We start from the raw sequence: 19,467 nt of genomic DNA on the forward strand, positions 1-19,467 counted from the left end.
GCACGAATGCCTACCGACTCGTTCGACACCATCAACTACAACGTCGACGGGCACACGGCCACCATCACACTGAACCGCCCGGAGGCGCTCAACGCGCTGAGCCCGCACATGATCACCGAACTCCGCGCCGCCTACGACGAGGCCGAGAACGACGACAACGTGTGGCTGCTCGTCGTCACCGGCACCGGCCGCGCGTTCTGCACGGGGGCCGACGTCAAAGCCATTCCCGCGGACGGCAAGGTGATCTACGAACGGCCGTACCTGTCCACCTATGACCAGTGGGAGGCCCCGCAGGAGGGCACACCGCCGTTTCGCACCATGGCCAAGCCGGTGTTGACCGCCGTCAACGGACTGTGCTGCGGCGCCGGCATGGACTGGGTCACCACGACGGACATCGTCATCGCGTCCGAGCAGGCAACGTTTTTCGATCCGCACGTCAGCATCGGGCTGGTCGCCGGACGCGAATTGGTGCGGGTATCCAGGGTGTTGCCCCGCTCGATCGCGCTGCGCATGGCCTTGATGGGCAAGCACGAGCGGATGAGCGCACAACGCGCCTACGAGCTCGGGTTGATCAGCGAAATCGTCGAGCACGACCGCCTACTGGACCGGGCCTACGAGATCGCCGACATCGTCAACTCCAACGCGCCCCTGGCCGTGCGGGGAACCCGGCTGGCCATCCTCAAGGGCCTAAATGTGCCGTTGCACGAAGCCGAGATACTTGCCGAGACCTTCCGCGAGCGCGTGCTGCGGACGGAGGACGCGCAGGAGGGCCCCAGGGCCTTCGTCGAAAAACGGAAACCGAATTGGCAATGCAGATGAGCTTTGAAACCATCCTGCTCGAGGTCGACGCGGACGACCATGTCGCCACGATCACGCTGAATCGGCCGGAGCAGCTAAACGCGTTCAACCGCACCATGTGTGAGGAAATGGCCCGGGCCTGGCGCGCGGTCAAGCTTGACGATTCGGTCCACGCGGTTGTGCTGCGGGCGGCCGGCAGCCGGGCGTTCAGCGCCGGTCTGGACATCAAGACGCCTTACGGTCAGCCGGAAAACGTCTGGAACCACGAGGATCCGGGCGAGGCGCTCAGCCCCAAGTGGCAGAAGATGTGGAAACCGGTGGTGTGCGCCGTCCAGGGCATGTGCACCGCGGGCGCGTTCTATTTCATCAACGAGTCCGACGTCGTCATCTGCTCCGACGACGCAACGTTTTTCGACTCACACGTTTCCGCGGGCCTGGTGTGCGCGCTGGAACCGATCGGCCTGATGCGGCGCATCGGCCTGGGCGAGACCTTGCGCATCGCCCTGATGGGCAACGACGAGCGGGTCGGGGCCGACACCGCCCTGCGCATCGGCCTGGTTTCGGAGGTGGTCTCCCCCGACAGGTTATGGACGCGCGCCCACGAGATCGCCACGACCATCGCCGCCAAGCCGCCGTCGGCGACCCAGGGCACCGTCAAAGCGATCTGGGAGTCGCTGGACCGGCCCTACCGCGCCGCCCTGGAGCAGGGACTCATCTACACGCGCCTGGGCAACCCCCTCGGCACCGCCGAATTGGCCGCCCAGCAAGGTGAGGTCGCCGCGCGCGAGCCGAAGATCCGCTGATGCCCCGTCACCCACTCGGCCGGCGCATTGCCGACGTGCTCGACCTCCAACCCGACTCGCGCGCGATCGAGTATGGCGGCCAATGGATCTCGTGGCGCGAGGTCGGCGACACGGCACGGCGCGTCGCATCCCTGGCCGCAGACCGGGCGGGGACCGGCATGCTGCTGCGCAACCGGCCCGGTCACGTCGCGGCCTTTCTCGGGGTGCTACTGGGCGGCGGAACCGTGGTCACCATCAACCCGGCCCGCGGCGACGACCGCACCAGGGCCGACATCGCCGCGCTGCTGCTGCCGCTGATCATCGGCGAACCCGACGACCTGACCTCGCTGGTCCCGACGGGAACCGCGACGGTGGCGATCACGGGTTCTTCCGTCGACGCTCGCGGGCGCGCATGCGGCACCGAGGGATCCGCCGCACAGGCCGACGTCGCGGTGCGGATGCTGACGAGCGGAACGACCGGGCCGCCCAAACGAATCGACCTCAGCTACGACATGCTGGCGCGCAGCGTGATGGGCCCCGATCCGGAAGGCGCGCCGGCGCCGGCGCAGCTGCGAGCCGGCGTCGCGATCGTCAATTCGCCGCTGGTGCATATCGGCGGGGTGTTCCGCGTGCTGCAGTGCATCGCGGAGGCGCGACCCTTTGTGCTGCTGGAACGCTTCGAGCTGCAGGCATGGGCCGAGGCGGTGCGCAACCACCGGCCCCGCACGGTGTCGCTGGTGCCGGCCGCGCTGCGGACGGTGCTGCACTCCGGCCTGACGCGCGCCGACCTTGAAAGCATCCGGGCCGTCACCTGCGGCACCGCCCCGCTATCGGCCGACGACGCGGACGCCTTCACCGAGAAGTACGGCATACCGGTCCTCACCTCCTATGCCGCAACGGAATTCGGAGGCGGCGTCGCCGGGTGGACCCTTGGCGACTACGAAAAACACTGGAGCGCCAAGCGCGGCAGCGTCGGCCGGGCCAACCCGGGCGCGCGGCTGCGGGTCGTCGACGACGAAGGCGCGACCCTCGGGCCGGATCAGGTCGGCCTGCTGGAGGTCAAGCCCGGGCAACTGGGGCCGTCCGCGAAGTGGATCCGGACCACCGACCTGGCCCGCATCGACTCGGACGGCTTCGTCTGGATCGTCGGCCGGGCTGACCAGGCGATCATCCGCGGCGGGTTCAAGGTGATGCCCGACGATGTGCGCGTCGCGCTGGAGGACCATCCCGCGGTGGCGGGCGCCGCCGTGGTCGCGCGATCCGACGAACGCCTGGGTGAAACGCCGGTCGCGATGGTGCAATTGCGCGAGCCCGCGTCCGCCGACGCCGAGACGCTGGTGGAATACCTGCGAACGCGGTTGGCACGCTACGAAATCCCCACCGAGATCGCGATCGTCGACGCGATCCCGCGAACCGCCTCGGGAAAGGCCGATCTCAGCGAGGTCAGGCTCTTCTTCGGCGAGTCCCACCACGACCATGCCCGGTGACTCCCCTACCGTCGCCGAAATCCTGCGGCGCCAGGCCCGCTCCCGCACGGAGCACGCGCTTCTCGTCTGCGATGGCGACCGGATCAGCTACGCCGAGGCCGATCGTCGCTCGGCGGAGCTTGCCCGCGGACTGATCGCGCACGGGACGGGCAAGGGCACCCACGTGGGGCTGCTCTATCCGAACGGCACGGACTTCGTGGTCGGGATGCTCGCGGCCGCGCGAATCGGCGCGGTGGTGATCCCGTTCTCCACCTTCGGCACCGCTCGCGAACTACGCGAGCAGCTGGTCGACAGCGACACCGAAATCTTGTTGACCGCCAGTTCTTTTCGTTCTCACGACTACGTGCAACGGCTGGCCGAGGTGCTGTCGCGCCACGGGCTCGAGACCGGTGAGCGGCTGTTCGCCACCGCCGCACCGCAATTGCGTCATGTCGTCGTCGATTCCGACGGTGTGTACCGGACCGCGCAGACCGTGGCTCCCGGCCTGCTGGAGGCGATGGAGGCCGACGTCGACGGCTGCGATCCGCTGGCCATCGTGTACACGTCGGGCTCCACCAGCGCCCCGAAGGGGGTGGTGCACACGCACGCCGGGCTGATCGGCCATCAGCGGAACCTCAACGAGATCCGCGGCCTGACGGCGGCGGACCGGCTGTTCTGCAATTCGCCATTCTTCTGGATCGGCGGGCTCGCGTTCGGCCTGCTCGCCACCCTGGTTGCCGGGTCGACGCTGGTGTGCTCGAACGCCACCGACGCGGGCGCGACCCTCGACCTGCTGGAGGCCGAAAGGCCGACCGTCACCAATGGTTTCGTGGCCGGGATCGTGCACCTTGCGGATCACCCGAGCTTTTCCGGACGCGACCTTTCGTCGATGCGCCGGGGCAACCTCTACCCCATCATGGCGCCGGACGCCCGACCGGCCGACCCGGAATTGCGCCACAACATGCTGGGGCTGACCGAGGCCGGCAGCGTGCTACTGATCAGCGGCGACGAATCCGACCAACCCGAACACCGCCGCGGATCATTCGGCCAACCGGCGCCCGGATTCGACACCAAGATCATCGACCCGGACACCTCGGGAGTCGGCGAGTTATGCATCCGCGGGCCCTACGTGATGCAGGGGTATTACAAACGCAGCCGCGAGGAGTGTTTCGACGCCGACGGCTGGTTCCACACCGGCGATTTGGTGCGCGCCGACGCCGACGGATTCTTTTATTTCGCCGGCCGGCTCAGCGCGATGATCAAGACGGCGGGAGCCAACGTCTCGGCGGCCGAGGTCGAGAAGGCCATCGCCAAGGTCACCGGCGCCGAGGCGCACGTCGTGGGCATTCCCGACGCGCGGCGGGGAGATCTGGTTGCCGCCGTGGTCACCCAGCCGGGCCTCGACGAAGCCGCGCTGCGCCAGCGGCTCAAGGAGGAATTGTCGGCGTACAAGATCCCGAAGCGGTTCATCGCCCTGCCGCGCGCCGAGATTCCGCGGCTGTCCAGCGGCAAGGTCGACACCCAACGATTGCGGAAGCTGTTCGATGCCTGACCGCACCATCGACCAACTGGTGCGGTCCCGCGCCGCGCAGCACGGCCCCAAGCCGGCGGTGATCGACCCGGCAGCTCGACTGAGCTACCGCGAACTCGACTCCACCACACGCGATCTGGCCGCGGTCTTCGTCGAAGCCGGAATCGGCAAGGGCACCCGCGTCGCGCTGATCATGCCAAACAGCGTCCGCTGGGTACAGGTGGCAATCGCCCTCACCCGCATCGGCGCCGTGCTGGTTCCGCTCAGCACCCTGCTGCGGCCCGGCGAACTGCTCGCGCAGCTGCGGACCGCGTCCGTTCAATTCGTGCTGAGCGTGGCGGAGTTCCGTGGCCACCGCTACATCCAGGACCTGGAGGCCCTGCCGCGCCTGGAACTTCCCGCCCTGCGCCGGGTTTGGTCGGTCGACCGCGTCGACCGAGCGACGGCCGGGGAGCCCGCGCGCCGGATCGTCGACGCCATAACCGCGACGGTCACCGCCGCCGACCCGATGGTCATCATGTTCACCTCGGGCAGCAGCGGAACACCCAAGGGGGTCATCCACTCCCACGGCAACGCGTTGGCCGCCGTGCGGTCGGGCCTCGCGGCGCGCTGCATCACGGCCGACACCCGCCTGTATCTCCCGATGCCGTTCTTCTGGGTGGGCGGATTCGGCAGCGGCATCCTGTCCACGCTGCTGGCCGGCGCGACCCTGGTGACCGAGGAGATACCGCGGCCCGAGGCCACCCTGCGATTACTGGAATCCGAGCGGGTCACGCTGTTCCGCGGGTGGCCCGATCAGGCCGAGGCGTTGGCGCGACACGCGGACGCCGTCGGTGCCGATCTGTCGGCGCTGCGCCCCGGCAGCCTGGAAGCCCTGCTGCCGCCCAAGCAGCGCGCCCAACCCGGCGCGCGGGCCACGCTCTTCGGCATGACGGAGGCGTTCGGGCCGTATTGCGGCTACGCCGCCGACACCGACATGCCGCCCTCCGCGTGGGGCAGCTGCGGCAGACCGTTCCCCGGCATGGAGGTCCGCATCGTCGACGCCGACAACGGCGAGCCGGATGCGGCGGGATCCGTTGGGGAGATCCAGATCCGGGGGCCACACACACTGCGTGGCATCTGCCGTCGCAGCCGGGAGGAGCTGTTCACCGCCGACGGCTTCTACCCCACCGGTGACCTCGGTCGCCTCGACGACGACGGGTTCCTGTTCTACCACGGCCGGTCCGACGACATGTTCAAGGTCAGCGGCGCGACCGTCTATCCCAGCGAGGTGGAGCGGGCGCTGCGGACGATCGACGGCGTCCAAAACGCCTATGTCACCAACGTGGCCGGCGATACCGGCGAACGAGTCGGCGCGGCGGTGGTGTGCGCGACCCCGCTCACCCCCGCACAGCTGCACGCGGCAGCCCGAAAGCTGTTGAGCGCGTTCAAGGTCCCGACGGTGTGGCTGGTGCTGGAATCCGACGATGAGGTCCCACGCGGTGCCACCGGGAAGGTCGAAATTCGGCGGCTGCGGGAGATGCTGGGCGGCGATGAGCAAGCAACCTGAGGGAGATTTCGTTCCGGCCGCGCCACAGCTGTGGACCTACGACGTGTTGAGCTTCCTGCTGACCCGCGCTCGCCATTGGCGCCCGGCGCTGTTGAAGCAGGTGGCGCCCGCGCAGGGCGACGTCATCGCCGACGTTGGGTGCGGCACGGGGACGCAGCTGCGATTGCTGGCGCGGGCGTGCCCGTCGGCCACGTTGATCGGCATCGATCCCGACGAAGCGATCCGTCGCCGGGCGCACGCCAAACTGGCCCGAGTGGGTGCGCCGGTGGAGCTGCTGGCCGGCTACGCGCGTGACGCTGCCGACCTGCTGCGCAATCGCGGCGTCACAAAGGTGCTGTCGTCGTTGATGTTTCATCAAGTGCCGCCGGCGGAGAAGCGCGCCGGACTGGCGGCAATTCACGCAGCGCTCTCGTCCGGGGGCAGTTTGCACGTCGCGGACTATGGCTTGCAGCGCACGCCCAAAATGCGCAGCAGGTTCCGGATGGTGCAGAAGGGCGACGGGTTCGAGAACACCGAGCCGAACGCCCAAGGCGTCCTGCCGGAGCTGATGATCGACGTCGGGTTCCAGGCCGTCGAGGAGACCCACGTTTTCGAGACATTCAGCGGGTCGATCTCGATCTATCGGGCCATGCGCCGGTAGCGCCCCTTAGCCAACTACCGCCGGCATCGAGTCCCACCCGCGCACGGTGGACGTGCGTGACCGGCGTGCGTTGCCGAGGTCGACCTGCCACTCCGGGAAGTGCTTGAGCACCTCCTCCAGCGCTACCCGACCCTCCAGTCGGGCCAGCGGAGCGCCGACACAAAAATGGGCCCCGCGGCCAAAGGTCAGGTGTCCGCCCGGCTTTCGGTGGATGTCAAAACGATCCGGGTCATCGAAGTGGCGCTCGTCGCGATTGGCAGAGGCCAGCATGATGAGCAGGGCGCTCCCCTTGGGCACTTTACGGCCCTGAAAGCGGACGTCCTCGACGGCTACGTACCTCGCGACATGGGGACCGGGCGGCTCGTAGCGGAGGAGCTCTTCGATCGCGACCGGGATGAGGGAGGGTTCGTCGACGAGTTCCTTGCGCTGATCGGGATGCTCGGCCAGCACCTTGCCCATCCATCCGAACAGTCGGCCCGTGGTCTCCACCCCGGCGCCCGCGACGACAGCCAGGAAGATCAGCAGTTCCGGCTTGGTCAACCGGCGCAGCGTCCCGGTCTCGTCCTCGAACTCGACGGCGAGTAGCTCCGTAATCAGGTCGTCGGACGGGTTCTGCTCGCGCCACGAGACGTATTCGGCGAACATGTCGCCGTCGAAATAATGATCCTTGTCCACCGGCAGCGGTTTGCCGGGCTCGTTGCGCAGCACGCGATGCGCCTGGGCGCGCACCGAGGGCTGATCGACATCCGGGATGCCGACGAGCATGCCTATCGTTCGCATCGGAAGTTCGCGCCCCAGATCCAGGACGAAGTCGAACCTGCCGTGCCCCACCAAAGGATCGAGGCAAGCCGCGCAGAACGCGCGCACCTTGGCCTCGAGGGCCCGCATCTTCTTCGGCGTGAAAGCCCGCGATACCAACGCCCGATGGATCGTATGCAGGGGCGGATCCTCGTTGATGAAGACGCCGGGCGGCATCACCGGATCCGCCTTCACCACCTCGAGAATGTCCCCCTTCGCCGAGCTCAACCCGGTCGGATCTTTCAGCGCGGCCTCGACGTCGGCGTATCGGCTCACTCCCCAAAAATCGTGCCGCTCGTTGTAGTAGAGGGGCGCCTCATCGCGCAATCGTCGGTAGACCGGGTACGGGTCGAGATCGATCTCGATGTTCCACGGGTCGTAATAAAGGTCCGCGCCCAACGTCCCTCCTTCATCGGTTACTGTACGACCATATAGCATCTGCTGTACGCTCGTATAGCGTCTGCGAATGGAGGTCTGTGAAAGTGGCCGATCGGTTCTGCCTGGATGGGCGAGTTGCGGTGATCACCGGCGGCGGCACGGGAATTGGGCGAGGCTCGGCGTTGGTGCTGGCAGAACATGGGGCGGATGTCGTGCTCGCCGGCCGACGTCCGGACCCCCTCGAGTCCACCGCCAAGGAGGCGCAGGCCCTGGGCCGCCGCGCGTTGGCGGTTCCCACCGACGTGACCCAGGCCGAAGCCTGCCAGGCGCTCGTCGAGGCAACGCTTCGGGAATTCGGTCGCATTGACATCCTGGTGAACTGCGCGGGCGGCGCGGAGACGAAGTCCATCCTGAAATGGCCCGACGACGACTTCGAACGCACGCTCGCCCTCAACTTCGGCGCGGTCTGGCATCTCTCGCGCGCCGCGGCCAAGCCGATGCTGCGGCAGGGCAAAGGCGCGATCGTGAACATCTCCTCCGGGGCGAGCCTGCTGGCCATGCCGCAGGCTGCGCCCTACGGTGCCGCCAAGGCCGCGGTCAACAACTTGACCGGGTCGATGGCGGCGGCGTGGACGCGCAAGGGAATCCGTGTCAACGCGATAGCCGTGGGTGCCGTGCGCGCCGCCACTCTCACCGATGACGCCGCCCGCCATGGGCTGGACCCCGAGGCGATCGCCATGACCAACGGCGCCGGCCGCCTCGGCGAACCGGACGAAATCGGCTACGGCGTGCTCTTTTTCGCGTCCGATGCCTCCAGCTTCTGTTCGGGGCAGACGCTGTACATGCACGGCGCTCCCGGTCCGGCGGGAGTCTGAGCCCGTCCAGTTACCAGCGGGCCGGCCCGGACGTCTCCATCGTCAACGGCCGTTGGTAGGAGAGGTCCTGGCGATCACGGGTGCCGACGAGGTAACCCTGTTCCCTGAAAAACGTCGACTGCAGCACCCGCGCGTCGGCCAGGAACATGCCCTCGACCGTCGACCGCCGAACCGCGATGCGCCACTGACCGTCTCGGCGTTCCAAACGATCGAGATAGCGCCCCGTGATGAACTGCGCGCTGCCGCCATCGCGGCCGATGAGGACCACGATGACATAGCTTTCGGCGTGCGCCGTGTCGCCATCGATGTCGCACGAGTGCGTGGTGATGTTGTGGGTATGCACGATCGACGTCTCGGCGTGAGTCTTGTTCGCCCACTCGGCGTAGCACGGCCCAGGATTGACGGCGGAGCCGTGCTCGTCCATCCCGTCTGGGTGGTAGGCCGCGGTGATGAGGTCCACGTCGTGGCGATCACAGCCCCGCGCATGCAGCGCGATGCAATCGAGGATGGCGGCCCGATCGAGTAGGTACTGCACGTCGCGGCGCAACAGGCGGACGTCGTCGTCGGCGGTCATGCGTCTCCTGATCGTCGGCATCGGCGCACAACTGTGAGACTATACGGGTGTACAGCGGATGGCGAGTGCGAAAATGGTTCGCACTGAAGGAGGTGCGCCATGCCAACAAAACCCCGGCGCGTCGGCGCGGAGACGTCCCAGACCCGCGACGCGCTTCTCGATTGTGTCGAGAAGATGATGCTCGAGGAGGGTTACGCCAGCGTGAGCTACCGCGCGTTGGCCGCCAAGGCCGGGGTGACACCGAGCCTGGTGCAGTACTACTTCCCCTCCCTGGACGAGATCTTCCTGGCCGCGATCCAACGGTATTCCGAACGCAACCTCGCGGTGTTGGCCAAGGCGCTCGAAGCCCGCTCCGACGACCCGCTACACGCGCTGTGGGACTTCAGCTGGGACGAGGCGACCGGTGCCCTCATGACCGAGTTCTTGGCGCTCGGAAACCACCGCAAGTCGATCCGTTCCGCAATCGCCGATGTCACGAACGGAGTGCGGAAGGTCGAAGTCGAGGCGCTGGCACGGAAGTTCGGCAAGGGGGCGCGCCTGGACGGCGATCTGTCGCTGGGTGCAGTCGCCCTCTTGGTGACCGGCATCCCGAAGTTTCTGAACCTCGAGGAAGGCGTCGGAGTCCATGCCGCGCACGACGAGGTCGCCAACGCGATCGAAAAATATCTCGACACCTTGGAAACGCGATCAACGCGGCGAAGGAGGCGCCCGCGCTCGCGCAGGTAAGCCCCCCGCCGCGGCGTCGTGCTGTACAGTCGTACAAACAGATGCAATACGCACGTATAGCAGGGAGGCCCCGTGGAGGCGGCGAATCGGGTAGCGGTGGTCACCGGCGGCGGCTCCGGGCTCGGGCAGGCGATCGCGGCGCAACTCGCCAGATGCGGGCATCGCCTCGCCGTCCTCGACCTCAATGGCGAGGCCGCGGACAAGGTGGCCGGCGAGCTGCGAGCGGACGGTGCGCGCGCCGTCGGCCTTCAGGTCGACGTTTCCGACCCGGACGCCGTCGCTCGAGCCTTCACGGCCGTACGAGATGCGTTGGGCCCGGTGGAAATCCTCGTGACCAGCGCCGCTGTCGCCGGTTTCACCGCGTTCGACAAGATCACACTCGGGGAATGGAATCGCTATCTAGCGGTGAACCTGACCGGCACGTTTCTTTGCCTACAGGCGGCGCTGTCGGACATGGCGGCGACGAAATGGGGCCGCATCGTGACCATCTCGTCGGCCGCCGGTCAGCAGGGCGCCGTCGGACAGGGCCACTACTCGGCTTCCAAGGGCGGCGTAATCGCGCTCACCAAGACGGTGGCGCGGGAATACGCGTCGCGGGGAATCACGATCAACACCATCCCGCCCTTCGTGATCGATACGCCCATGCTGCGCGAGCAGCAAATTGCCAAGAAACTGCCGCCCGCCGAGGTTTTGGCGAAGGCCATCCCGGCGGGACGGCTCGGAGCGGGCGAGGACGTCGCCGCGTTGTGCGCGTTTCTGTGTTCCGATTCGTCAAGCTACGTCACCGGCCAGGTCATCGGCGTCAACGGTGGCGCCGTCCTGTAGAGCGGGGCCGATCGATGTCGAACACCAACCGAATCGCCGTGGTCACGGGCGCCAGTCGAGGCGCCGGTGCGGGTATCGCACGCGCGCTCGGCGCCCGCGGGTACACCGTCTACCTGACCGGCCGCACCGAGGCGCCCGGGGCGTCGCCGCTTGGCGGCTCAATCCGCGAAACCGCGGAACAGGTGAATGCGTTGGGCGGCCAGGGCATCGCGGTCCGCGTGCACGGCGCCGACGACGAACAGGTGCAGGCTTTGTTCGAGAGGGTCGGCCGCGATCACGGCAGGATCGACGTGCTGGTCAACAATGCGGCCATCATCCGCGACGAGATGATGGGGCGGACCAAGTTCTGGCAAGAGCCGCTGAACGTCATCGACACTCTCGCCGTCGGGTTACGCAGCGGCTACGTTGCCACCGTCTTCGCGGTGCCGCTGATGTTGCCACAAGGCAAGGGCCTGGTCGCCTTCACCTCGGCCTCGGGTGCGGTCCACTATGCGTTCGGTCCCGCCTACGGCGTGCCGAAGGCAGGAATCGACAAAATGGCCGCGGACATGGCGGTGGACCTCAAAGACGCAGGAATCGCCGCCGTGTCGATCTGGATGGGATCCTTGCTGACACAGCGGGTGCGAGACATCGTCGCAAGGAATCCGGCCAAGCTCGGCCACATTCTGGACATCGCCGAAACTCCGGAGCTCACGGGCCATGTCATCGCACGGCTCTACGAAGACCCGGAACTCCCGCAGCTCAGCGGACGCACGCTGATCGGCGCGGAGCTGGCCGTCAAGTACGGCATCAGGGACGAGGGAGACCGCCAGCCGCCGTCGTGCCGCGACCTGCACGGCGTGCACCCGCATCACCAGTTCCCTTATGTGATGCGGTGATTCGTACCCGGGACCTGCTCAGGGAACCCGCGTCCACGGTTGGCAGTTCTGCGACTCAAAGGCCTTGACCGACGTGTTGATGTTCGCGAACATCGGACCGACGGACATGTTCGTCTGGAGTACGTGGTCCTTGTTCGCATCCGGGGTGCTGTAAGTGAACCACGCGCACATCGAATCCTGCGTCGGCACGTTGTTTATCCAAACCCCCCAGGTGGACGCCGAACCGGCCGTTCGGTAAAGGCCCGGCGCGATGTCAGGCCCGACGACGAAGACCCCGTTACCGGGGATGGGATCGATCGGATCGGCGGCGGCCGCCGCCGCGAGCGGGATCGCGGCAACACATGCGACGACTACGGCCGATGCGCGAAGCGTTGGGGGCATTGTTCCTCGCTCTGTATTGTCTGCCCCCTCCGATGGCAGCCTAAGCCCAGACGTGGGTTGGCAACAACAGCTGTCCCGGCTCACGGAGACGCCGGGTGACTCCCATTCGCCACGACCCCGCGGGCGGTGAGGTGATCGATCAGCGGGATGGCGCCCGCGGCAAGGTGTTCCGACATCGCCGCCCGCGCGAGCTCCTGGTCATGCTTTTTCAGGGCGGACAAGATCCGGCGATGATCCTTGATCGACTGTTCCGGCCACCCCTCGATGGCCGGGAACACCGATTCCGGCGCGTAACGGGTGATCTGCGACATCAGCTGGGCGAGCTTCGGCGAGTCCGCGGCGACGTTGATCGCGCGGTGAAATTCGTGGTTCAGGCGAACGGTCCGCTCGGTGTCGTCGCCCGCATAGGCCTCTTCGAGCTCGGCCTGGATCTGCTTGAGCTCGCGCACCTGCTCGTCGGTGATGTTGATCGCGGCCCGCGCGGCCAGCTCCCCTCCAACGTAGCCCTGCACGTTGGCGACATCGGTGACGTCGCGCCCGGTGACCGGCAGCACCACGAAGCCGCGTCGGGGCTGCTGGGCGATCAGCCCCTCCGCGCGCAGGGCGAAGAGGGCCTCCCGCACCGGCGTCACGCTGATCCCCAGCTCCGCCGCCAATTGGTCCAGGCGCACATAGGACCCGGCCGCATAGGTGCCGTCGAAGATCCGTCTGCGGACAAAGCGCGCGACATCGTCGGAAAGTTGCGGCCGCGCAGCGAAATCCGGGGTGGTCATCGCCTCACACCTGATACTCGGCGAGTAGCCGTTTGCTGATGATGGATTTCTGGATTTCGCTGGTGCCCTCGCCGATGAGCAGGAACGGGGCGTCGCGCATCAGCCGTTCGATCTCGTATTCCTTCGAGTAGCCGTAGCCGCCATGGATCCGGAAGCTCTGCTGGGTGACCTCCGAACAGTATTCGCTGGCAAGGTATTTGGCCATGCCGGCGGCGACGTCGTTGCGCTCGCCGGAGTCCTTCAACCGCGCCGCGTTGACCATCATCAGGTGTGCGGCTTCCACTTTGGTCGCCATCTCGGCCAGCTGGAACGCGATGGCCTGGTGTTCGGCGATCGGCTTGCCGAAGGTGTGCCGCTGCTGGGCGTAGCGCACCGCGAGTTCGAAAGCGCGGATGCCGATGCCGCACGCGCGCGCCGACACGTTGACCCGGCCGACCTCGATGCCGTCCATCATCTGGAAGAAGCCCTGCCCGGGTGTGCCGCCGAGAATGTCATCGGCGCTTGCGCGATACCCGTCGAAGATCAGCTCGGTGGTGTCGATTCCCTTGTAGCCCAGCTTGTCGATCTTGCCGGGAATCACCAGGCCGGGCACGACCTCGCCGAACCCCGTCGGCTTTTCGACGAGAAACGCGGTGAGGTTGCGGTGTGGCTTGTCCGAGCCCTCGTCGGTGCGCACCAGCACCGCGACCAGCGTCGAGCTGCCGCCGTTGGTCAGCCACATCTTCTGGCCGTCGATGGTGTACCCGCCGTCCACATCGCGTCGGGCCCGGGTTCGGATCGCGGCGACGTCGGAGCCCAGCTCCGGCTCGGACATCGAAAACGCGCCGCGCGACTCGCCGGTCGCCATGTGCGGCAGGAACCGCCGCTTTTGGGCGTCGGTGCCGTGCTGGCGCAGCATATAGGCCACGATGAAGTGCGTGTTGAGCACACCCGACACGCTCATCCAGCCGCGCGCCAACTCCTCGACGCACAGCGCATAGGTCAGCAGCGACTCCCCCAGGCCGCCGTATTCCTCGGGAATCATCAGCCCGAACAGGCCCATCTCCCGCATCTGATCGACGATGTCCTGCGGGTAGGCATCGTCGCGCTCGAGCTGCGGCGCGTTGGGTATGACTTCCTTTTCGACGAATTGCCGCACTGTGGCGACGATTTCGGTCTGGAACTCGGTCAGGCCTAGGGTTTGGGCGAGTCTGGTCATGCGCTGTGTGTCCCTATCGTTTGGGCGCTCGTCAGGCGCGCGATGTCCGCGGTGGTCAACCCCAGGCGCTCGGTGAGCACCTCGGCGGTGTCCTGTCCGAGCGCGGGGGCCGGCGCACTCGCCGGGTGCGTGCCGTCGAATGCGGCCGGCAGGCCGGGGGCGAAATAGTCCCCGACGCCCGGTTGGTGCAGCCGGGAAAACAGCGGGTTGGCGGTCACCTTGGCGTCGGCGGCGGTCTCGGCGAAGGTGCGGTACCGCTCGAACAACACCGTGGTGCCCGACAGCGCGGCGGTGACCTCGTCGGCCGTGTGATCGGCGAACCAGGTGGCGAACAGCCCGGACAGGGCGTCGCGATAGCGGTAGCGGTCGCCCTCCGAGCCGAAGTCCACGCCCAGCGCTTCCTCGAGCGCGGACACCGCCGCAGCCGTGCCGGTCACTTCGACGATGTCGCGAAAGTGCCTGCGCGTCAGGGTGACAACCATGAAACCGATCCCGTCGCGGCTGGTGAAATCCTGCCCGTACTGGCCGTAGATGGCGTTGCCGAGCCGTTGCCGCTGCGTGCCGTTGACCTGGGGTTCGGTCAGCAGCCCGAGATTTCCCGCCGTGGCCAGCGCGACATCCTCGAGCGCGAGGCTGACGCGCGCGCCCGCCCCACACTGCTCGCGGCGCCGGACGGCGGTGACGACGGCCAGCGCCGCGTACAGGCCGCAGCACACGTCCCAGGCCGGCAGCACGTGGTTGATCGGGCCGGCGTGTTCGGCCGGACCGGTGACGAGCGGGTAGCCGAGACCGGCATTGACGGTGTAGTCCACCGCGGTGGACCCGTCGCCGCGTCCCAGCAGCTGGACGCTGATCACGTCGGAACGCTTGGCGGCCAACACGTCGTGGCCGAGCCAGGACAGCCCGGCGGCGTTGGTGACGACGATGCCGTCGCCCTCGACGATCAGCCGCTGGACCAGTTCCTGGCCCTCGGCCGAGCGCAGATCGATGGTGGCCGAACGCTTTCCCTTGTTCAGGCCGGTCCAGTAGATCGACGTGCCGCCGGCGGCCAGCGGCCAGCGCTGGACGTCCGAGGCGCCGCCGATCGGGTCGACGCGGATCACCTGCGCGCCAAGCTGTCCCAGCGTCATCCCGCACAGCGGTGCGGCGACGAAACTGGACACCTCGACGACGGTGAGGCCGCTCAGCGGAGCGCTCACGACGGGGCGACCCGCTCGAAGACCGCCGCCAGCCCCTGTCCGCCGCCGATGCACATGGTCTCCAACCCGTACCGCGCCTGGCGGCGGTGAAGTTCGCGCGCCAGCGTCGCCAGCATCCGGCCGCCGGTCGCGCCGACGGGATGGCCCAGCGAGATCCCCGACCCGTGCACGTTGGTCCGGTCGTGGTCGGCGGCGCCGAAATTCCATTCGCGCATCACCGCGAGCGCCTGCGCGGCGAAGGCTTCGTTGAGCTCGATGACGTCGATGTCGGACAACCGCAGGCCCGCCTTGGCGAGGGCGGCCTCGGTGGCCGGCACCGGGCCGATGCCCATGATGTCGGGCGGCACGCCCGCCGACCCCCACGACACCAGGCGCACCAACGGCGTCAGCCCGCATTCGGCCGCCTTCTCCGGGGTGGTCACCACGCACATCGACGCCGCGTCGTTCTGCCCGCTGGAGTTGCCGGCCGTCACCGTCGCATCCGGATCCTCGCCCAGCAGAACGGGTTTGAGCTTACTCAACGATTCCACCGAGGTATCGGCGCGCGGGTGCTCGTCGGTGTCGATCAATTCCTCGCCCTGCCGCGTGCGGACGGCGACGGGGATGATCTCCTCGGCCAGGATGCCGTCCTTCTGCGCGGCCACCGCGCGCTGGTGCGACCGCACCGCGAGCTCGTCCTGCTCCAGCCGCGCAATGCCGTACTGCCGGCGCAAGTTCTCGGCGGTCTCCAGCATCCCGCCCGGCACCGGGTAGTGCTTGCCGCCGGCGGTGGCGCGTCCCCGCGCCAGCCCGTCGTGCACCCGGATCCCGCCACGGGCGCCGCCCCAGCGCATGTCGGTCGAGTAGAAGGCGACGTTGCTCATGCTTTCGCAGCCGCCGGCGATGACCAGATCGTGGTCGCCGTTGCCCACCTGCAGGCAGGCCTGGATCACCGCCTGCAGCCCCGACCCGCAGCGCCGGTCGACCTGCATCCCCGGAACCGTCACGGGCAGGCCGGAATCCAGCGCCACCACCCGCCCGATCGCCGGCGCCTCGCTGCTCGGGTAGCAGTGGCCGAGGATGACGTCCTGAACGGCCTCGGGCGCGATTCCGGTCCGCTCGAGCAGCCCTTTGAGGGCGGCCACGCCCAGGTCGACGGCGGTCAGCGATTTGAACATCCCGCCGTAGCGGCCGATCGGGGTGCGCACGGGTTCACAAATGACGGTCTGGCGCATGTTCGTTGCTCCGCTCAGATGTGCCGGCCGCCCGTGACTTCCATCACGGTGCCGGTCATGTACGAGGACAGGTCGGAGGCCAGGAACAAGGCGACGGTCGCGACCTCGCTGGGCTCGCCGGCGCGGCCCATCGGGATCTCGGCCACCTTCTCGTCCCAAATGCGTTGCGGCATGGCTTCCGTCATGGCCGAGCGAATCAGTCCGGGGGCGATCGCGTTGACCCGCACCCCGAGGTAGGCAAGCTCCTTGGCCGCGGCCTTGGTCATCCCGACGATGCCGGCCTTGGCCGCCGAATAGTTGGTCTGGCCGACCATGCCGACCTTGCCCGACACGGACGACATGTTCACGATGGCGCCGCGCTTGTTTTCCCGCATGATCGCCGCCGCCAACCGGATGCCGTTCCACGTTCCCTTCAGGTGTACGTCGATGACCTGATCGAACTGCTCTTCGGTCATCTTGCGCATCGTCGCGTCGCGGGTGATGCCGGCGTTGTTGACCATGATGTCCAGGCCACCGAAGCGCTCGACGGCGGTCTGAATCAACGTTTCGACCTCGGCCGACTGGGTCACATCGCAGCGGACCGCCAGCGCCACCTGGTCGCCGCCCAGCTGCTTGGCCGCGGTCTGGGTGGCCTCGAGGTTGACGTCCCCGAGCACGACCCGCGCCCCCTCGGCAACGAATCTCTCCGCTATCGCGAAGCCCAGCCCTTGCGCACCACCTGTGACGACTGCAGTCCGACCGTCCAGCAACGACACCTGAATCCCGCCTCCCTCGCTTTGCTCCGTATGGGTACCCCGTCGGTCGAATATCATATTTCATATAGGATCGCGCTCGGCGCTGGGTGCGCCGCGGCCAAGCGACAACGTCCAAAGAGGAGCGCCCGCCTATGACGACTGCCGAAGTCCAGGAAGTACCCGACGAGGACTTCCGGGAGATCCTTGCCCAGACCCGGCACTTCGTCCGCACCGCCGTCGTCCCGCGCGAGCAGGAAATCCTCGACGACGACCGGGTGCCGGACGATCTGCGCGACCAGGCCAAAAAGATGGGCCTGTTCGGCTATGCGATCCCCCAGCAGTGGGGCGGCCTGGGCCTCAACCTCATCCAAGACGTCGAGCTGGCAATGGAATTGGGCTATACCTCGCTCGCCGTGCGGTCGATGTTCGGCACCAACAATGGCATCGCGGGACAGGTTCTCGTCGGCTTCGGCACCGACGAACAGAAGGGGCGCTGGCTGGAGGCGATGGCCTCCGGCGACGTCGTCGCGTCCTTCGCGCTGACGGAGCCCGGCGCCGGTTCGAACCCGGCCGGCCTGCGCACCAAAGCCGTTCGCGACGGCGATGACTGGGTGATCTCCGGTGACAAGCGATTCATCACCAACGCGCCCGTCGCCGACCTGTTCGTGGTGTTCGCGCGCACCAGACCCGCCGATGACCAGGGCCCCGGCATCGCCGTCTTCCTGGTCCCCGCGGACTCCGCCGGCGTCCAGGTGGGCGCCAAGGACGCGAAGATGGGCCAGGAGGGTGCCTGGACCGCCGACGTCAGCTTCAGCGACGTCCGCGTCGGCAACGACGCGCTGATCGGCGGCAGCGAGGACATCGGCTACCGGGCCGCGATGACATCGTTGGCGCGCGGGCGCGTTCACATCGCCGCCCTGGCGGTCGGCGCCGCGCAACGCGCGCTCGACGAATCCGTGGCGTATGCCGCCACGGCGACGCAGGGCGGGACGCCGATCGGGAGCTTTCAGCTGGTGCAGGCGATGCTCGCCGACCAGCAGACCGGCGTGCTGGCCGGGCGCGCGCTGGTCCGCGACGCCGCGCGGCTGTGGGTCACCAACCAAGACCGCCGGATCGCGCCGTCGGCGGCCAAGCTGTTCTGCACCGAAATGGCCGGCAAGGTGGCCGATCTCGCGGTGCAGGTGCACGGCGGCAGCGGCTACATGCACGGCGTTCCCGTCGAACGCATCTATCGCGACGTGCGCCTGCTGCGGCTCTACGAGGGCACCAGCGAGATCCAGCGCCTGATCATCGGTTCGAACCTGGTCAAGGCGGCGCAGCGATGAGCGGCAGGTTGGCGGGACGGGTGGCCCTCATCACCGGGGCGGCGCGCGGCCAGGGCCGCGCCCACGCCGTTCGCATGGCCCAGGAGGGCGCCGACATCATCGCCGTCGACATCGCCGGCAAGCTTCCGTCCTGCGTCCCCTACGATTCCGCCACTCCCGACGACCTCGCCGAAACGGTGCGCCTGGTCGAAAAGACGGACCGCCGAATCCTGGCCACCGCCACGGACGTTCGTGACTTCGACGAACTTCGCCGGGTGGTCGAGGACGGTGTCTCCGCCTTCGGGCGTCTCGACATCATCGTCGCCAACGCCGGCATATCGGCCCCGCAGGCGTGGAACGACATCACCCCCGAATCGTTCCGCGACGTCATGGAGATCAACGTGACCGGCACCTGGAACACCGTGATGGCGGGCGCCGAGAAGATCATCGAGGGGGGCCGTGGCGGCTCGATCATCCTGATCAGTTCCGCGGCCGGCATGAAAATGCAGCCGTTCATGGTGCACTACACCACCAGCAAGCATGCCGTCGCCGGGATGGCGCGCGCCTTCGCCGCCGAGTTGGGCAAGCATTCGATCCGGGTCAACAGCGTGCACCCGGGTCCGGTGAACACCCCGATGGGATCCGGCGACATGATCGCCGCGATGGGCAAGGCCATGGAAACCAACCCGCAGCTGTCCAACATGCTCACGCCGTTCCTGCCCAGCTGGGCCGCCGAGCCGGAAGACGTTGCCGACGCCGTGTGTTGGCTGGCCAGCGACGAATCGCGTAACATCACCGCCGCCCAGATCCCGGTGGACCAGGGTTCGACACAGTACTGATCGGC

Annotated in this window: 20 protein-coding genes; 12 read left to right on the forward strand and 8 right to left on the reverse strand. The window is 67.7% G+C overall.

What is annotated here, in order from left to right:
• Positions 1-6 precede the first annotated feature (6 nt).
• Genes A5655_RS09855 through A5655_RS09880 form a run of 6 tightly spaced genes read left to right on the forward strand, consistent with a single transcriptional unit; the run spans position 7 to position 6,766 of the window.
• Positions 7-819: an enoyl-CoA hydratase/isomerase family protein gene (locus tag A5655_RS09855; protein WP_067008859.1), complete on the forward strand. Its 813-nt coding sequence runs from the start codon at positions 7-9 to the stop codon at positions 817-819.
• The gene (locus A5655_RS09860; RefSeq protein WP_067008862.1) at positions 810-1,601 is read left to right on the forward strand and encodes an enoyl-CoA hydratase/isomerase family protein; all 792 of its coding nucleotides are present in this window, start codon (positions 810-812) and stop codon (positions 1,599-1,601) included. Before A5655_RS09855 ends, A5655_RS09860 begins: the two co-directional genes overlap by 10 nt.
• Positions 1,601-3,067, forward strand: a complete 1,467-nt coding sequence (locus A5655_RS09865; protein ID WP_067008865.1) for a class I adenylate-forming enzyme family protein — start codon at positions 1,601-1,603, stop codon at positions 3,065-3,067. The genes A5655_RS09860 and A5655_RS09865 overlap by 1 nt, the downstream gene beginning before the upstream one ends.
• On the forward strand, positions 3,057-4,598 hold the full coding sequence (locus tag A5655_RS09870; protein ID WP_067008869.1) for a class I adenylate-forming enzyme family protein: 1,542 nt from the start codon (positions 3,057-3,059) through the stop codon (positions 4,596-4,598). The genes A5655_RS09865 and A5655_RS09870 overlap by 11 nt, the downstream gene beginning before the upstream one ends.
• Positions 4,591-6,126, forward strand: coding sequence for a class I adenylate-forming enzyme family protein (locus A5655_RS09875; RefSeq protein ID WP_067008872.1), 1,536 nt, complete (start codon positions 4,591-4,593; stop codon positions 6,124-6,126). Before A5655_RS09870 ends, A5655_RS09875 begins: the two co-directional genes overlap by 8 nt.
• Positions 6,110-6,766, forward strand: coding sequence for a class I SAM-dependent methyltransferase (locus A5655_RS09880; RefSeq protein ID WP_067008875.1), 657 nt, complete (start codon positions 6,110-6,112; stop codon positions 6,764-6,766). Before A5655_RS09875 ends, A5655_RS09880 begins: the two co-directional genes overlap by 17 nt.
• A 6-nt stretch (positions 6,767-6,772) precedes the next feature.
• Here A5655_RS09880 and A5655_RS09885 read toward each other — a convergent pair whose 3' ends face one another.
• Positions 6,773-7,963, reverse strand: a complete 1,191-nt coding sequence (locus A5655_RS09885) for a cytochrome P450 (RefSeq protein WP_231999113.1) — start codon at positions 7,961-7,963, stop codon at positions 6,773-6,775.
• An 83-nt stretch (positions 7,964-8,046) separates the two neighbouring features.
• Between A5655_RS09885 and A5655_RS09890 the strand changes: the two genes are divergently transcribed.
• Positions 8,047-8,817: an SDR family NAD(P)-dependent oxidoreductase gene (locus A5655_RS09890; protein WP_067009035.1), complete on the forward strand. Its 771-nt coding sequence runs from the start codon at positions 8,047-8,049 to the stop codon at positions 8,815-8,817.
• Positions 8,818-8,827: 10 nt separating this feature from the next.
• Here A5655_RS09890 and A5655_RS09895 read toward each other — a convergent pair whose 3' ends face one another.
• On the reverse strand, positions 8,828-9,391 hold the full coding sequence (locus A5655_RS09895; RefSeq protein WP_067008881.1) for a nuclear transport factor 2 family protein: 564 nt from the start codon (positions 9,389-9,391) through the stop codon (positions 8,828-8,830).
• A gap of 99 nt (positions 9,392-9,490) precedes the next feature.
• On the opposite strand from A5655_RS09895, the gene A5655_RS09900 reads away from it, so the two are divergent.
• The 3 genes from A5655_RS09900 to A5655_RS09910 all read left to right on the forward strand — a co-directional run bounded on the left by A5655_RS09900 (position 9,491) and on the right by A5655_RS09910 (position 11,820).
• Entirely contained in the window at positions 9,491-10,117 is a 627-nt protein-coding gene (locus A5655_RS09900) for a TetR/AcrR family transcriptional regulator (RefSeq protein WP_067008884.1), read from the forward strand.
• Positions 10,118-10,213: 96 nt separating this feature from the next.
• Complete coding sequence (locus tag A5655_RS09905; protein ID WP_082978580.1) at positions 10,214-10,942, forward strand: SDR family NAD(P)-dependent oxidoreductase; 729 nt, start codon at positions 10,214-10,216, stop codon at positions 10,940-10,942.
• Between the two features lie 14 nt (positions 10,943-10,956).
• On the forward strand, positions 10,957-11,820 hold the full coding sequence (locus A5655_RS09910) for an SDR family NAD(P)-dependent oxidoreductase (RefSeq protein ID WP_067008890.1): 864 nt from the start codon (positions 10,957-10,959) through the stop codon (positions 11,818-11,820).
• Positions 11,821-11,838: 18 nt separating this feature from the next.
• On the opposite strand, the gene A5655_RS09915 is transcribed toward A5655_RS09910, so the two are convergent.
• The 6 genes from A5655_RS09915 to fabG form a co-directional block, all read right to left on the reverse strand.
• Complete coding sequence (locus tag A5655_RS09915; RefSeq protein WP_067008893.1) at positions 11,839-12,201, reverse strand: hypothetical protein; 363 nt, start codon at positions 12,199-12,201, stop codon at positions 11,839-11,841.
• Positions 12,202-12,281: 80 nt separating this feature from the next.
• Entirely contained in the window at positions 12,282-12,974 is a 693-nt protein-coding gene (locus tag A5655_RS09920; protein WP_067008896.1) for a GntR family transcriptional regulator, read from the reverse strand.
• Between the two features lie 4 nt (positions 12,975-12,978).
• Positions 12,979-14,172: an acyl-CoA dehydrogenase family protein gene (locus A5655_RS09925; protein ID WP_067008900.1), complete on the reverse strand. Its 1,194-nt coding sequence runs from the start codon at positions 14,170-14,172 to the stop codon at positions 12,979-12,981.
• Positions 14,169-15,302 (reverse strand): CoA transferase, encoded by a 1,134-nt coding sequence (locus A5655_RS09930; protein WP_231999118.1) that lies wholly within the window; start codon positions 15,300-15,302, stop codon positions 14,169-14,171. The genes A5655_RS09925 and A5655_RS09930 overlap by 4 nt, the downstream gene beginning before the upstream one ends.
• Positions 15,303-15,367: 65 nt before the next feature.
• Positions 15,368-16,585: an acetyl-CoA C-acetyltransferase gene (locus A5655_RS09935; protein ID WP_067008905.1), complete on the reverse strand. Its 1,218-nt coding sequence runs from the start codon at positions 16,583-16,585 to the stop codon at positions 15,368-15,370.
• 14 nt (positions 16,586-16,599) lie between these two features.
• Positions 16,600-17,397 carry a 3-oxoacyl-ACP reductase FabG gene (gene fabG, locus A5655_RS09940; protein WP_067008909.1) on the reverse strand — a complete coding sequence of 266 codons (798 nt, stop codon included), beginning with the start codon at positions 17,395-17,397 and terminating at the stop codon, positions 16,600-16,602.
• Positions 17,398-17,471: 74 nt separating this feature from the next.
• Here fabG and A5655_RS09945 point away from each other — a divergent pair, with 74 nt between their 5' ends.
• Together A5655_RS09945 and A5655_RS09950 are read left to right on the forward strand one after the other, a co-directional pair.
• A complete protein-coding gene (locus tag A5655_RS09945; RefSeq protein WP_067008911.1) occupies positions 17,472-18,644 on the forward strand; it encodes an acyl-CoA dehydrogenase family protein in 1,173 nt (390 codons plus the stop codon).
• The gene (locus tag A5655_RS09950; protein ID WP_067008914.1) at positions 18,641-19,462 is read left to right on the forward strand and encodes a mycofactocin-coupled SDR family oxidoreductase; all 822 of its coding nucleotides are present in this window, start codon (positions 18,641-18,643) and stop codon (positions 19,460-19,462) included. Before A5655_RS09945 ends, A5655_RS09950 begins: the two co-directional genes overlap by 4 nt.
• Positions 19,463-19,467: the final 5 nt, after the last annotated feature.

Origin of the sequence: Mycobacterium sp. 1081908.1, from assembly GCF_001673535.1 — a bacterium.
Classification (GTDB): domain Bacteria; phylum Actinomycetota; class Actinomycetes; order Mycobacteriales; family Mycobacteriaceae; genus Mycobacterium.

Bases quoted from the DNA above. Each gene is read 5' to 3' on its own strand.
- A5655_RS09855 (WP_067008859.1), top strand. From the start codon at position 7: ATGCCTACCGACTCGTTCGACACCATCAACTACAACGTCGACGGGCAC.
- A5655_RS09860 (WP_067008862.1), top strand. From the start codon at position 810: ATGCAGATGAGCTTTGAAACCATCCTGCTCGAGGTCGACGCGGACGAC.
- A5655_RS09865 (WP_067008865.1), top strand. From the start codon at position 1,601: ATGCCCCGTCACCCACTCGGCCGGCGCATTGCCGACGTGCTCGACCTC.
- A5655_RS09870 (WP_067008869.1), top strand. From the start codon at position 3,057: ATGCCCGGTGACTCCCCTACCGTCGCCGAAATCCTGCGGCGCCAGGCC.
- A5655_RS09875 (WP_067008872.1), top strand. From the start codon at position 4,591: ATGCCTGACCGCACCATCGACCAACTGGTGCGGTCCCGCGCCGCGCAG.
- A5655_RS09880 (WP_067008875.1), top strand. From the start codon at position 6,110: ATGAGCAAGCAACCTGAGGGAGATTTCGTTCCGGCCGCGCCACAGCTG.
- A5655_RS09895 (WP_067008881.1), bottom strand. From the start codon at position 9,391: ATGACCGCCGACGACGACGTCCGCCTGTTGCGCCGCGACGTGCAGTAC.
- A5655_RS09900 (WP_067008884.1), top strand. From the start codon at position 9,491: ATGCCAACAAAACCCCGGCGCGTCGGCGCGGAGACGTCCCAGACCCGC.
- A5655_RS09910 (WP_067008890.1), top strand. From the start codon at position 10,957: ATGTCGAACACCAACCGAATCGCCGTGGTCACGGGCGCCAGTCGAGGC.
- A5655_RS09915 (WP_067008893.1), bottom strand. From the start codon at position 12,201: ATGCCCCCAACGCTTCGCGCATCGGCCGTAGTCGTCGCATGTGTTGCC.
- A5655_RS09920 (WP_067008896.1), bottom strand. From the start codon at position 12,974: ATGACCACCCCGGATTTCGCTGCGCGGCCGCAACTTTCCGACGATGTC.
- A5655_RS09925 (WP_067008900.1), bottom strand. From the start codon at position 14,172: ATGACCAGACTCGCCCAAACCCTAGGCCTGACCGAGTTCCAGACCGAA.
- A5655_RS09930 (WP_231999118.1), bottom strand. From the start codon at position 15,302: ATGACGCTGGGACAGCTTGGCGCGCAGGTGATCCGCGTCGACCCGATC.
- A5655_RS09935 (WP_067008905.1), bottom strand. From the start codon at position 16,585: ATGCGCCAGACCGTCATTTGTGAACCCGTGCGCACCCCGATCGGCCGC.
- fabG (WP_067008909.1), bottom strand. From the start codon at position 17,397: ATGATATTCGACCGACGGGGTACCCATACGGAGCAAAGCGAGGGAGGC.
- A5655_RS09945 (WP_067008911.1), top strand. From the start codon at position 17,472: ATGACGACTGCCGAAGTCCAGGAAGTACCCGACGAGGACTTCCGGGAG.
- A5655_RS09950 (WP_067008914.1), top strand. From the start codon at position 18,641: ATGAGCGGCAGGTTGGCGGGACGGGTGGCCCTCATCACCGGGGCGGCG.